The 12,415-nt window shown below is 49.2% G+C and carries 14 protein-coding genes; 12 read left to right on the plus strand and 2 right to left on the minus strand.

Annotated features, from left to right (window positions below; all coding sequences use genetic code 11):
- Positions 1 to 44 precede the first annotated feature (44 nt).
- The 6 genes from ACMHXE_RS07385 (at position 45) to ACMHXE_RS07410 (ending at position 8,678) form a co-directional block, all read left to right on the plus strand.
- Positions 45 to 2,045, plus strand: coding sequence for a type I restriction-modification system subunit M (locus ACMHXE_RS07385; RefSeq protein ID WP_413731851.1), 2,001 nt, complete (start codon positions 45 to 47; stop codon positions 2,043 to 2,045).
- A gap of 148 nt (positions 2,046 to 2,193) precedes the next feature.
- On the plus strand, positions 2,194 to 3,522 hold the full coding sequence (locus ACMHXE_RS07390; RefSeq protein ID WP_413731853.1) for a restriction endonuclease subunit S: 1,329 nt from the start codon (positions 2,194 to 2,196) through the stop codon (positions 3,520 to 3,522).
- Positions 3,519 to 4,463 carry a DUF5655 domain-containing protein gene (locus tag ACMHXE_RS07395; RefSeq protein WP_413731854.1) on the plus strand — a complete coding sequence of 315 codons (945 nt, stop codon included), beginning with the start codon at positions 3,519 to 3,521 and terminating at the stop codon, positions 4,461 to 4,463. Before ACMHXE_RS07390 ends, ACMHXE_RS07395 begins: the two co-directional genes overlap by 4 nt.
- Entirely contained in the window at positions 4,463 to 7,642 is a 3,180-nt protein-coding gene (locus tag ACMHXE_RS07400) for a type I restriction endonuclease subunit R (protein ID WP_413731856.1), read from the plus strand. The genes ACMHXE_RS07395 and ACMHXE_RS07400 overlap by 1 nt, the downstream gene beginning before the upstream one ends.
- 112 nt (positions 7,643 to 7,754) lie before the next feature.
- On the plus strand, positions 7,755 to 7,922 hold the full coding sequence (locus ACMHXE_RS07405) for a hypothetical protein (protein WP_167388660.1): 168 nt from the start codon (positions 7,755 to 7,757) through the stop codon (positions 7,920 to 7,922).
- Between the two features lie 582 nt (positions 7,923 to 8,504).
- Entirely contained in the window at positions 8,505 to 8,678 is a 174-nt protein-coding gene (locus tag ACMHXE_RS07410; RefSeq protein ID WP_413731858.1) for a hypothetical protein, read from the plus strand.
- A gap of 60 nt (positions 8,679 to 8,738) precedes the next feature.
- On the opposite strand, the gene ACMHXE_RS07415 is transcribed toward ACMHXE_RS07410, so the two are convergent.
- Complete coding sequence (locus ACMHXE_RS07415) at positions 8,739 to 9,212, minus strand: hypothetical protein (RefSeq protein ID WP_413731860.1); 474 nt, start codon at positions 9,210 to 9,212, stop codon at positions 8,739 to 8,741.
- A gap of 154 nt (positions 9,213 to 9,366) precedes the next feature.
- Here ACMHXE_RS07415 and radC point away from each other — a divergent pair, with 154 nt between their 5' ends.
- From radC to ACMHXE_RS07445, 6 genes are all read left to right on the plus strand, one after another.
- The gene (gene radC, locus ACMHXE_RS07420) at positions 9,367 to 9,861 is read left to right on the plus strand and encodes a RadC family protein (RefSeq protein ID WP_243885314.1); all 495 of its coding nucleotides are present in this window, start codon (positions 9,367 to 9,369) and stop codon (positions 9,859 to 9,861) included.
- Positions 9,858 to 10,295 carry a DUF2787 family protein gene (locus ACMHXE_RS07425; RefSeq protein WP_413731862.1) on the plus strand — a complete coding sequence of 146 codons (438 nt, stop codon included), beginning with the start codon at positions 9,858 to 9,860 and terminating at the stop codon, positions 10,293 to 10,295. Before radC ends, ACMHXE_RS07425 begins: the two co-directional genes overlap by 4 nt.
- Before the next feature lie 59 nt (positions 10,296 to 10,354).
- Positions 10,355 to 10,546, plus strand: a complete 192-nt coding sequence (locus tag ACMHXE_RS07430) for a hypothetical protein (protein ID WP_144218378.1) — start codon at positions 10,355 to 10,357, stop codon at positions 10,544 to 10,546.
- A gap of 134 nt (positions 10,547 to 10,680) precedes the next feature.
- Entirely contained in the window at positions 10,681 to 11,226 is a 546-nt protein-coding gene (locus tag ACMHXE_RS07435) for a recombinase family protein (RefSeq protein WP_025009846.1), read from the plus strand.
- Positions 11,227 to 11,234: 8 nt separating this feature from the next.
- Positions 11,235 to 11,777 (plus strand): hypothetical protein, encoded by a 543-nt coding sequence (locus ACMHXE_RS07440; RefSeq protein WP_025009847.1) that lies wholly within the window; start codon positions 11,235 to 11,237, stop codon positions 11,775 to 11,777.
- Between the two features lie 71 nt (positions 11,778 to 11,848).
- On the plus strand, positions 11,849 to 12,199 hold the full coding sequence (locus tag ACMHXE_RS07445) for a hypothetical protein (RefSeq protein ID WP_152134888.1): 351 nt from the start codon (positions 11,849 to 11,851) through the stop codon (positions 12,197 to 12,199).
- A gap of 34 nt (positions 12,200 to 12,233) precedes the next feature.
- Here ACMHXE_RS07445 and ACMHXE_RS07450 read toward each other — a convergent pair.
- On the minus strand, positions 12,234 to 12,415 hold a 182-nt coding region (locus ACMHXE_RS07450; RefSeq protein ID WP_413731865.1), incomplete at its 5' end, for a hypothetical protein.

Below are 12,415 nucleotides of genomic sequence, written 5' to 3' on the forward strand. Positions count from 1 at the left end.
CCGGTGTCACCACAGGCACTGGTAGAGCTGTCAGCAGGAACTCCATGGAACACACAAGCATTAGCTCATTGGCCAGTTTTATCTGGTCAGTTGCCGACCTTCTTCGCGGTGACTTCAAACAATCACAGTATGGCCGTATCATCTTACCCTTTACCGTTCTCCGGCGTTTGGAGTGTGTGCTGGAGACAAACAAGGAAAAGGTACTGGCTCAGTTTGAAGCTACTAAAGATATGGCGGAGCTTGCTCGGGAAAAGCTACTGCTAAATGCCTCTGGTCAGTCTTTCTACAACGTCTCCAAGATGGATCTGACTAAGCTTGGTGAAACCAACACAGGTGATAACCTCGATGCCTATGTCAGAGCCTTCTCCAAAGATGCCCGTGAAATCTTCGAGCACTTCAACTTTGTCAATACTATCTATGCCCTTGATGATGCCAACCTGTTGTATCAGGTAGTGAAGAAGTTTCGAGGAATAGACCTGTCTCCGGACAAGATAACCAACTACCAAATGGGATTGGTGTTTGAAGAGCTTATCCGCCGCTTTGCAGAGAGTTCCAACGAGACGGCCGGGGAGCACTTTACCCCCAGAGACATAGTAAGACTCACCACTTCTCTGGTTTTCAGTGCCGATGATGAGGCCCTTACTAAACCCGGGGCGGTTCGTTCTATCTATGACCCTACAGCAGGTACTGGCGGCTTTCTGTCATCCGGTATGGAGTACCTCAATGAAATCAATGGTTCAGCCCGTTTGGCTACTTTTGGTCAGGAACTCAATCCCGAGTCCTACGCCATCTGTAAGGCCGATATGCTCATCAAGGGGCAGGACATCAGCAACATCAAGCTGGGTAATACCCTGTCAGATGACCAACTCAGATTCGAGCGGTTCGATTACTGCCTATCCAACCCACCATTCGGAGTGGATTGGAAGAAGGTTGAGAAGCAGGTTAACGATGAGCACAAGCTCAAGGGACATGAAGGCCGTTTTGGTCCGGGTCTGCCAAGAGTGTCCGATGGCTCTCTCTTGTTCCTGATGCACCTTATTAGCAAGATGAAGCCAGTATCCGATAATAGCCCGGGAAGCCGCATAGGCATCATTCTTAACGGGTCACCATTGTTTACCGGTGGAGCAGGTAGTGGTGAGAGCGAAATCCGTCGTTATATCCTTGAGCGTGACCTCTTGGATGCCATAGTCGCACTGCCCACAGACATGTTCTACAACACTGGTATTGCCACCTACATCTGGGTGCTGTCCAACCACAAACCGGCTGAGCGTAAGGGTAAGGTGCTGCTGATTAACGCCAGTGACATGCATTCGAGTATGCGAAAGTCGCTTGGCAGCAAGCGTAAGTTCCTCGATGACGATGCTATTAAAACCATTGTCGAGCTCTATAGTCGCTACGATGGCAAAGAGCTTAACAGTCCTATAGCCAAGGTATTTAACACCACCGACTTCGGTTATCGCCGGATTACTGTGGAGCGGCCTCTTAAGCTTGCTATCTACCCCAAAGATGCAGTGAAACTAGATGCCTTACAACAAAGTAAAGCCTGGGCCAAACTCGATGAAACCCTAAAAGCTACGGTACTTGAGGTGCTCTCAGGCCTCTCCAATGATAAGTTCCTTTGCCGTGAGGAGTTCAAAAAGGTCTTCACCAAGGCGTTCAGTGCCATGTCAGCCGACAAGCTGCCTGCTGCAGTGTTAAAGCTCCTATATGCCAATTTAGGTGAGCAGGATGACAAAGCCAAGGTTTGCATCAGCAAAGGGGCTCCAGAGCCAGCCTCTGAACTAAGAGATAACGAAAATGTGCCCCTGAATGAGGATATCAACGCTTATTTTGAGCGTGAAGTGTTGCCCCATGTGCCCGACGCCTGGATAGACACCAGCAAGACCGACCCGCTCGATGGCAAGGTGGGTATTGTCGGCTACGAGATCCCCTTTAATCGTCATTTCTACCAGTACCAGCCTCCAAGGTCGCTACAAGAGATTGATGCTGATTTGGATATGGTGGCGAAGGAGATAATGCAGCTTCTGGCGGAGGTGCACTCTTGATGGCTCTCCTGAAGGTCTTTTTTAACGACAAGGACGTTGCCCTGCCGCTCGCTCGGTTAGCCAATATAAGGAATCAGCTTGCTCTGGTCCCTCTCTATGCACCGGCACGCCTTGCCATGAACCCACAATCCACTATCAGGGGGGCAGTATGAGTCAGCAAACACGGTTGAGCGGCAAGTATACAGCGTATCCTGAGTACAAGGATTCGGGAGTGGAGTGGTTGGGAGATGTTCCAATTGGGTGGGTAGTCACAAAAACAACACGATTTTTCAAAATTGCCATGGGCCAGACTATTCTGAGGGAGCAATTGGATGAAACAGGTAATTGGCCTGTTTATTCTGCGACCGAAGGTGACCATTTCTTTGGCTATATTAATGAGCCCCAAGTTCGATTGAGGGATGGTGATCTAGTTATCCCTGCGAGGGGTAATTCAATAGGTGCCGTCAAATTGGTCAATAGAGAAGCAACAACTACTCAGACAACAATTTACTGTAAGCACATAACTAATCGCTTGGTGGCTAAGTATGCTTTTTACTACATGCTTGGGAATCGGAAGAATCTTTTCAGGTTTATGCAGACAGCGATTCCACAGATAACGGTTGAAGAGGTTGGTACTAATTCAATCCTTCTACCTAGTGAGGTGGAACAACGCACTATCGCCGCCTTCCTTGACTACGAAACCGCCCGGATAGACAGCTTGATTGACAAGCAGCAGCGGCTGATTGAACTGCTCAAGGAGAAACGCCAGGCGGTCATCTCCCACGCCGTCACTAAGGGCCTCAATCCCGATGCCCCCATGAAAGACTCCGGCGTCGAGTGGCTCGGCCAAGTACCAGAGCATTGGGTGGTTTCACCCCTTAAATACCATTGCTCATTTTCAGGTGGTGGGACACCATCTAAGGAGAATACATCTTATTGGAATGGTTCAATTCCATGGGTATCACCGAAGGATATGAAGTCGTACTGGATCACTGATTCTGAGGACAAAATTACTGAGCAAGCTGTAGTTGAATCATCGACTAACTTGATTGCAGCCGGTGCAGTTTTGATAGTCGTTCGCTCAGGTATTTTACAGCGAACCATTCCGGTAGGAATAAATACAATTCCAGTAACAATCAATCAGGATATGAAGGCAATTAGGTTTAAATCAATTGCTTATGCACAATACATCTCTATGTTTATCAAAGGGTATGAACAGTCGCTGCTCCTTGATTGGAGAAAGCAAGGCGCCACTGTTGAAAGTTTAGAGCACGAGTATTTAGCTAATACCTTGATTCCTTTCCCACCAGAAGAGGAAGTATTGGAGATCATAAGGAACCTAACTCAAAAGCTCCAAAAGTTCGACCAGATAGAATGTGACACTACGAAGGCTATTTCATTATTGCAAGAACGCCGCACCGCTCTGATTTCCGCTGCTGTGACCGGCAAGATTGATCTGCGAGGCTGGACACAACCTGTCAAGGAGGATGCGGCATGAGTGATATTAAGCTGTTTAAGTACCACTCAAGTGGGGTAACTGAATTGGAAGGCAAGGCGGCTGTGGTCGAGAGAGACTTGCAACAACTGATTGAGAGCAACATGGAAGCCTTCCTGGGTGTACGATTTCTCGCTACTGAGTACAACACAGGTAAGACTCATAGGGGCCGTATCGACTCCCTGGGGCTCGACGAAAATGGCTGCCCGGTGATTATCGAGTACAAACGCCACACCAACGAGAACGTCATCAATCAGGGGCTGTTTTACCTGGATTGGTTGCTGGATCATCAGGCTGAATTCCAGTTATTAGTGATGAAGACGCTGGGGAATGAGGCTGCCGAGAGCATAGAATGGGAAGGCACCCGCCTTTTATGTATCGCCGGGGACTTTACCAAATACGATGAACATGCGGTGCAGCAGATAAACCGCAACATTGAACTGCTTAGGTACAAGCTGTTTGCCGATGACTTGTTGATGCTGGAACTGGTGAACGTGGTGGCTGTGTCGGGTCAGTCAGTTAAATCTCAGATAGGATTAACTGGTACTGACGCTGCTTTCGCCAAACCCAAATCCTCCTCCGTGATGAAAACTCACCTCGAACAGTTGGAGCTGGCTTCTGTGTCATTAAAGCAGCTCTATGACGGCGTAATCGACTATACGGCAAGCCTTGGGGATGACGTTCACTACAAACAATTAAAGCTCTACGGTGCCTTCAGACGCCTTAAAAACTTTGTGTGCATCATAGTGCTGCCTAAGCAAGACCCCAAGTTGCAATTGCTGGTGCGGCTCGATCCCAAAACCGTGGACATGGAAGAGGGGTTCAGCCGTGATGTGAGTGAGATTGGCCATTGGGGGACAGGCGATTTGGAGCTGACAATTCGCACAGCAGATGACTTGGAGAAGGCCAAGCCATTAATCAAACGAGCCGCTGAGGAAAACTGATGAGTATGGAAGCCAAGGCCAGGGAGCTGGCGTTTCAGAACTACATTATCGATGCACTGGCCACCCAGGGTTGGCTGGTGGGCGAGTCGGCCAGCTCTGATGGTGGAAAGTATGATAAAGAAAGGGCTCTGTATCCTGAAGACTTGCTGGCCTACGTAAAAGAGAGCCAGCCTGCTGCCTGGGAGGGCTTTTGTCGCATCTATCCCCAAGATACCGACAAGCATCTTTTGAATGCCGTTGTAAGGCATCTGGAACACCCAGACAAGGGCACCCTGTGGCTGCTGCGTAACCCGCTGGAAGACCGAGGGGCAAGGCTCCGGCTTGCCACCTTTAAGCCCGACCATGGGCTCAATCAAGAGCTTATTAGCCGTTATCAGACTAACCGCTTAAGGGTCGTGCCAGAGCTAATTTATAGCCCCAACGGTTACGATGGTCGCATAGATTTAACCCTGTTCTTGAATGGTTTGCCGGTAGCCACAATGGAGCTGAAGTCCTGCTTTAAGCAAAGCCTGGAGAATGCTAAACAGCAGTACCGCAAAGACCGCTTGCCCAAAACTGGCAACAGGGACGAGCCGCTGCTGAAGTTCCGCCGGGGGGCACTGGTGCATTTTGCGGTGAATCAGTTTGAAGTGGCGATGACCACCAAGCTTGCCGGTGACAGCACCTTCTTTTTACCGTTTAACCGAGGTACAAAGGCGGGTGGTGCGGGGAATGACCTGCCTGATGAAGGGGCGGGCTTTGCTACCAGTTATCTGTGGGATGAAATCCTCACGCCTGATAATTGGCTTAAGATCCTTGGCCGCTTTATCCACCTTGAGGTGAAAAAGCAGGAAGATGCCCTTGGTCGTATCCACAAGAAAGAAACCCTGATCTTCCCCCGTTATCACCAGTGGCAGGTGGTCACCAAGCTGCTTGCCAAGGTGCAGGAGGAAGGCACTGGCCATAAGTACCTTATCCAGCACTCGGCAGGCTCGGGTAAGTCCAACTCCATTGCCTGGCTGACCCACCAGTTGGCCTCACTCTACGATGCCAATGGCGATAAGTGGTTTAAGTCGGTGATTGTGATTACCGACCGCACAGTACTCGACAGCCAACTGCAGGAAACCATCTCCCAGTTTGAGCATGCAGAAGGAGTGATAAGCCGGATTAACCGGGATGAGGGCGAGGGCAGCAAGTCGGCCCAGCTGACGGCCGCACTGGCTATCGGTACACCCATCATTGTGGTGACCATTCAGACCTTCCCCCATGTGCTGAAGGCGATTCAGGAGTCCACCAGCCTGAAAGACCATACCTTTGCGGTGATTGCCGATGAGGCCCACTCTAGCCAGAGCGGCAGTACCGCACGGCAGCTGCGGGAAGTGCTGATGGCCGAGCAACTGGATGAAAACGAGGAACTGACCGCCGAGGATGTGATGAACATGACTCTAGCGGCCCGCCTTGGCAGTAATCACATCAGCTACTTCGCCTTTACCGCCACCCCCAAGGGCAAGACGCTGGAGCTGTTTGGTCGGCCAGATAACCCGGCAATGCCCCTAAGTGACGACAATAAGCCCAAGCCCTTTGATGTGTACAGCATGCGTCAGGCCATTGAGGAGGGGTATATCCTCGATGTGCTGCAAAACTATACCAGCTATGGTTTGGCCTACAAGATGGCTATAGCTGGAGCCAAGGCTGAGCAGGAAGTAGACAGCAAGAAAGCCAAAAAGACTCTCGGCAAGTGGTTCAGGCTGCACCCCCATAACATTGGCCAGAAGGTGCAGGTGATAGTGGAGCACTTTAAGGCCAACGTGGCACATTTGCTGAACCAGCAGGCGAAGGCGATGGTGGTCACCAGCAGCCGTTTGGAGGCCGCCAAGTATAAACTCGCGTTCGATAAGTACGTAGCCGAGCAGGGCTATGGCAACATCAGGGCCATGGTGGCCTTCTCAGGTGAGGTGACAGATCCGGACACCGAGATTGCCCACACCGAACGCAGCATGAACCCCGACCTTCATGGTCAGGACATGCGAAAGGCATTCGATACCGACAGCTACCAGTTGATGCTGGTGGCCAATAAGTTCCAGACCGGTTTTGACCAGCCGAAACTGTGTGCCATGTACGTGGACAAGAAGCTCACCGGCGTGGACTGCATCCAGACGCTCTCGCGGCTTAACCGTACCTATCCGGGCAAGGACCGTACCTTTGTGCTGGACTTTGTAAACAAGCCCGAGGACGTGCTGGAAGAGTTCCAGAAGTACTTTGAAACCGCTACCCTGGAAACCGCCTCCGACCCCAATCTGGTGTATGACCTGAAGCACAAGCTGGTGAATGAGGGTATCTTCCTGTGGAGCGAAGTGGAGGCCTTTGCGGCATCTTACTTTGACCCCAAGCGGGGCACCGAGGGCTTACTCCATTACCTGGCACCGGGGCGAGACCGCTTCCTCAAACGCTATCAGTTGGCCATTGATACGCTAAGGGCTGCCAAACGTCAGTTCAATGAGATTAAGCTGCATGGCTCCGAGGTGGAAAAGAGCAATGCCGAGGAGCGAATTGCTGCCGCTGAAGAGGCCCGTAACCAGTTGGTGATGTTCAAGAAGGATTTGAACAGTTTTATCCGCTTCTATGAGTTCGCCTCGCAGATCACCCCATTTAATGCCGTTGATCTGGAACAGCTCAGTACCTACGCCAAACACCTGCTGCCGTTGCTGCGGGAAGAGGTGCTCGAAGATGATGATATCGACCTCGACGGGCTAGTGCTGAGCCACTACAAGCTAAAAGAGAAACGCACCCAGGACTTGCAGTTAAGGGAAGGTAGGGGAGATGGGCTTTATGGCGTTACTGGGGTTGGTTCAGCCAAGCCCAAGCAGGATAAAAAGGACTTTCTGTCAGAGATCCTCGCCAAAATGAATGAAGTCTTTGGTGAAGGAGTGACTGAAGGCGATAAGCTTGATTGGTTACAGGGGATGGCGAGCAAGATAGCCGAGAACGAAGCTGTGATGGCCCAAATCCATAACAACGACCGCAAGGCCATTATGCAAGGTGACTTTCCCAAGGCAGTAGATGAGGCGGTGATTGACCGTATGGATACCCAGCAGGGGATGTCGATGGATTACCTATCACGTCCTGATACTGCGAAGATACTGCAAAACCTGCTGCTGGATCTTCTGTTGAAGGGGCTTGGCCGGGAGCTTAGAGGGTAACATCGCATTGCAACTAAAGATTTGCTGCGATATGCTGAAAACATATTGACGGTCTGGTCAGTATAAGGAAGTTAGGCTATGATATGCAGCCGTTCAACTGAGGAGGTTCATCATGTCTACTACTTCATTTGACAGAGCCTTTGTTGTTGCCGATAGCGATGCCATTGCACACTTAAAGAGTGACATGCAATCACCCAGGAAAGTTAAGGTGAAGCATCGCGATCATAAGAAAGATGCCGAGAAAGGTATTAGGCTATTAAAACAACGCTTGTCAAAATAAGTGACCTATTAAACACCGAGGAGCTCTCTGAAGCAGATGTCAGAGAGCTGCTTAGTTCCTTTACGTGTCCCAAAAATGCTGATGTGGAGTCGTTCCTTCACAATAAGGCAATCGATTTTGAACGTAGGGATGCGGCCAGGACTTATCTTTTAGTCAGCCAAAATGGTGATATCTTGGCCTATTTCTCCCTGTCATTTAAAGAGTTGCAACTTAACGGCACCTCGTTGTCAGGGGCTCAAGTGAAGAAGCTCGATGGCTTTAGTAAACGGGCAGAGAGTCAAAGCTTATTTGATCGGTCAGATCGGCAAGAATTATTCTGTTGTGCCTAACCCTATAAACTTAGAATGTATACTCGATGAAGTATATATGGTCATTGATGAGGCTAGAGCTTTGCTTGGTGGTCGAGCTATCATTCTTGAATGCGAAAACACCCGTCGATTGATCGAGTTATATCAAACCCAAGGCTTCAAACTGATACATACAACTAGCAACGAGAAAGGGTTAGTTACGATGTACACGGTCGTGTCTGGATGAATAGGGTATGGAACGATGCCTGAAGTCCAACATCAGAAGAGAGGACATGTGACTAACAAGTTTCTCAACAAGTCCACAGAGGCGGCCCCTAAAAGCAGTAAACTGTCGGACTTTGTACTGCATGCTTCTTCCAGAGACAAGAAGAAGGTGTTTACACAAGTACTGAAAGCATCCTCTGCAGAGCAGCGAAAAGTGATTGAACGAGCTGCTGCCATGCAGTGAGGATGTTTGATTACACATCGCAAAGGTAGCCTCAGGGCTGCCTTTTCTTTTATGTGGCTCTTATTGATCCGGATAGTCGTGATACCAGTACAGTATGTTTAGCCACTCACCAGTAGCCTGGAAGTGGATAAGCAACCTTACAACCCAGTGCATGAACGGTAGATGTTCCTTTGGGTGAGTAGCGTAAAGCGTTCCACCCGTAATCTTGATTGACTCAGGGTTAAAGCCTTTTTCAATAAGGAATTGCTCAACTTCACCCGGTTCCCTGAAGCCTCCGCCAGGTATTGTCCCCTTGAGATGCATCTTCTTTTGTCGGGTACCATAGTTATCTGGGATTATCTCGGTTTCAAACCTAGGTAACCTCGCTTTCCGTGCTCCCTTGACTTGATGCCTTCGCTCAGTATCACTGAAACGACCCAGAACCAGCAATGGTTGATAATCCAATATGACCTCTTCAGGCCAGCGAATGTCTCCTCTACGAGTATTGGATGGTGATGCCAGATATCTGGCAGGTGTACTAGATGTAAATGTCATAATGGCCTCATTGAGATTGGTGGGGCAGAATATGTCACCCCTGTTATTACTAGTTTAATGCGAGCTGGCGGTCTCCAAGCTTCTTATACCGTTAATTAATCGCACCCCTTTGAGGCATAAGAAACCTGAAATAAATCAATAGGAAGGGTTTGTTATGCAACTGACAATGAAACCGGGAGCCTCTAATGAAGGCAATGGTGAATACCAAGAGAGGGTCATTCGGGAGGCGATAAGTATCCTGGAGTCCCGATATCAGGACCACAATGTCAAAACAGCGGTGTTTACCTCTCCGCCTCTGGTAAAGGATTACCTTAAGCTCCGGATGGCGGGGTACGAGAGAGAGGTGTTTGCCGTTCTGCTACTGGACAGCCAACACCGATTGATTGCTTGTGAAGAGCTGTTCTTTGGCACCATAGACGCCGCTGCTGTATATCCCAGAGAGGTGGTTAAGTTGACTCTTTCACGGAACGCCGCAGCGGTTATATTTGCCCATAATCATCCTTCGGGTATACCTGAGCCTTCCTCAGCCGACAGACGTATTACAGAGCGTCTGGTGAACGCTCTGGCCACTGTGGATGTGCCGGTACTGGATCATCTGGTTATCGGCCAGGTGGATGTGGTGTCGTTTGCAGAGAGGGGCTGGTTATGATTGACAGCAAGCATATCGATTTGACCGAAGCTCGCCGGTGGCTACCCGTAACAGTCACTCTGAGTGGCATCTTACGGAGAACACTGGAGGAACACCCTAATGAGCGATGTTCTGACGGCGTAACCCTCAATTTCCGAGATCCCAATTACTCAGTGGAGCATTGGGGCTATCACCCGGTTGAAATTCGACTGGAACGCTCTGACTCGGCTTCTGGATGGCGTTTGGTGTATATCACTGACTTTGCCTTCTTTGGCCAGGTTTATCCTGAGTTGGAGAAAGAGTTGGACTTCAATCTATCAAATGGAACAGGGTATCAGGCTTACACGGGGGAGTATCCGCTAAACCACTTCCGAGGCCTTTACCGGATTTGGGAATCCAACTTCCGCTACTACCTAGGGTTAGGTGTCTATCAACTAACCGTCACTTGGGACTAAGCCTAAGACGTCCCTAACAACCAAATTGCAGTCAATTCGTCACTACATGGACCCATGTGGTGAGCCTTTGGCTGCCTGTTATCAACCATCAAAAGGAGAACATCATTAACGAACTACTCAGACGGGTCGCTAAAGCCGCACTACTGACCATAGTGCCGATACTTATCCAGGCCTTCACCGAACGCTATTTGTCCGACGAGGAAGCTTGGGAAGAGCCTCTTGATGAAGGAGATCAAGAGAACCGTAACTAACTGTATGCAAAGTCATTAAACCAAGCCTGTGTGACACTGTGGTAAAAGGACCCTTTCCCCGTGTCACATGGGTCCCTTTGCACCTTCTGAAGGGCTTGGTCAGTGTACCTTGCCCTATTGAACAGGAGTTATCTATGGCCGAAATAGGGTACGCCCGTGTATCTACTACGGGACAAAGCCTAGACGCACAACTGAAGGCATTAGCTGACTGCGACAAGGTATTTCAGGAGAAGGTTAGTGGAGCAGAGGGCGACCGACCTCAGTTAAAGCTGATGTTGGAGTTTGTCCGAGAAGGTGACGTCGTGATAGTCACCAAGTTGGATCGACTTGCACGGAACACTAAACATCTACTGGAGATAGCAGAGCTCTTGGAGAAGAAGAGGGTCTCCCTTCAAATCCAGAATCTGGGAATTGATACAGGGACCCCAACAGGAAAGCTAATGCTGACGATGGTTGGTGCTATCGCTACCTTTGAACGCGAACTGATGTTGGAGAGACAAGCAGAGGGGATTGCCTTGGCCAAACAACGAGGCAAGTACAAGGGACGAAAGCCAACAGCCATGCTTAAACGAAACCAAGTCATACCGTTGTTAGAGGAGGGACTGCCGAAGCCTGAAATAGCCAAGCGTGTCGGTATATCTCTGTCGAGTGTGCAACGGATAGCAAGAGAGCAGCAATAGAGGTTGTTATGACGAGAAAGAAGAAAGTGATTATTGGGTTGATAGCGTTTGTGGCTTTCAACGCATATGTCTATAAGGGGGCTCATTACGTTCCAGTTGGCAAAATGTTGGAGCTTAGTGAGGAATGTCGGCTGCTGGTGGGACCTTCTTCAAGACAGTATCCATCGTCTAAATACTACATCGCTAGTGAAGATGAGTTTGAGAAGGAGCTAGACAAGTTGAACATCATTGCACAGACATCTTATCAATGTCGTCAGTTTACTCCAGGCAGTCATGATGATACCGAATGTATTTTTGCCACTTACTGGGAGTCTTCAACAGCATCTGCATCAGAGAAGACAACAACAATTGATGCAATGAAAATCTTCGGGGCAAGACACGGAATGGGAATGAAAGAGCATTCTGAACGTTGTTTCAAGCAAATCCGTGATATCAGTTCTAGCAATGATCGGAGATTGAAGTCTGAAGCTTATGCAAGGAAAGAGGGGTATGGATGGCGGAACGTGTTTCCTGCTCTCCACTGGTACTATGAGACATTCCTAAAATGGTAAGAGCAATTAGACTATTCCTCTTTCCTGTTCTCGTTATTGTTCAATCATGTCCGAGTTACGCGAACGATTGGATGGAACAGCTCAAGCGTGTTTATGCCTGGAGAGAAGTCTCCGGACTTTGCTACGCCAAAGCACCGACATACCAGGATGATTGGAACAAGATGAAGCTCATTCAAGATAAGCAGATCATCATTTGGCAACGTATGATTAGGGATGAGCTCAGAGCGGCCTTGGCCCCAGAGCAAAGAGCAACGTTTTGGTTTGAACAACTGGAAAACCTTGCCCAGGTCTGGGCACCAACACAAGTGAGAGGGATGGATTGCGGCCCAAGCGATATAGAGTTTGTGGGAAAGCGAATGATGGCAGATCCGACATTCGCAAGGGCATTAGATATGGTTGTTCAGGAAGGGAAAAACAAGTAAGAAACTGGGCCTAGAACGGCCCAGAACTTGTTACTTAACGTTGGGCTTCATGTTTACCATTGCCATTACCAATATAGCGTTGTGAAAACAAAGTAGTCTGCCATCCACTGCTGGTATAGATCTGTTCCCAGGTATATACCCACCCTCCACGAGTTTGCACGATTGTTCTTTTATCTCCTTCAATAGGAGTGTTTGGAACTGGAACTGATAGGGTAC

The organism is Shewanella sp. BJSY2023SW007 (assembly GCF_047314525.1).
Taxonomy (GTDB): domain Bacteria; phylum Pseudomonadota; class Gammaproteobacteria; order Enterobacterales; family Shewanellaceae; genus Shewanella; species Shewanella chilikensis.

What these genes read in the sequence shown, in the direction of transcription:
- ACMHXE_RS07385 (WP_413731851.1), top strand. Translation starts at nt 45, where the DNA reads ATGGAACACACAAGCATTAGCTCATTGGCCAGTTTTATCTGGTCAGTT.
- ACMHXE_RS07390 (WP_413731853.1), top strand. Translation starts at nt 2,194, where the DNA reads ATGAGTCAGCAAACACGGTTGAGCGGCAAGTATACAGCGTATCCTGAG.
- ACMHXE_RS07395 (WP_413731854.1), top strand. Translation starts at nt 3,519, where the DNA reads ATGAGTGATATTAAGCTGTTTAAGTACCACTCAAGTGGGGTAACTGAA.
- ACMHXE_RS07400 (WP_413731856.1), top strand. Translation starts at nt 4,463, where the DNA reads ATGAGTATGGAAGCCAAGGCCAGGGAGCTGGCGTTTCAGAACTACATT.
- ACMHXE_RS07405 (WP_167388660.1), top strand. Translation starts at nt 7,755, where the DNA reads ATGTCTACTACTTCATTTGACAGAGCCTTTGTTGTTGCCGATAGCGAT.
- ACMHXE_RS07415 (WP_413731860.1), bottom strand. Translation starts at nt 9,212, where the DNA reads ATGACATTTACATCTAGTACACCTGCCAGATATCTGGCATCACCATCC.
- radC (WP_243885314.1), top strand. Translation starts at nt 9,367, where the DNA reads ATGCAACTGACAATGAAACCGGGAGCCTCTAATGAAGGCAATGGTGAA.
- ACMHXE_RS07425 (WP_413731862.1), top strand. Translation starts at nt 9,858, where the DNA reads ATGATTGACAGCAAGCATATCGATTTGACCGAAGCTCGCCGGTGGCTA.
- ACMHXE_RS07435 (WP_025009846.1), top strand. Translation starts at nt 10,681, where the DNA reads ATGGCCGAAATAGGGTACGCCCGTGTATCTACTACGGGACAAAGCCTA.
- ACMHXE_RS07440 (WP_025009847.1), top strand. Translation starts at nt 11,235, where the DNA reads ATGACGAGAAAGAAGAAAGTGATTATTGGGTTGATAGCGTTTGTGGCT.
- ACMHXE_RS07445 (WP_152134888.1), top strand. Translation starts at nt 11,849, where the DNA reads ATGGAACAGCTCAAGCGTGTTTATGCCTGGAGAGAAGTCTCCGGACTT.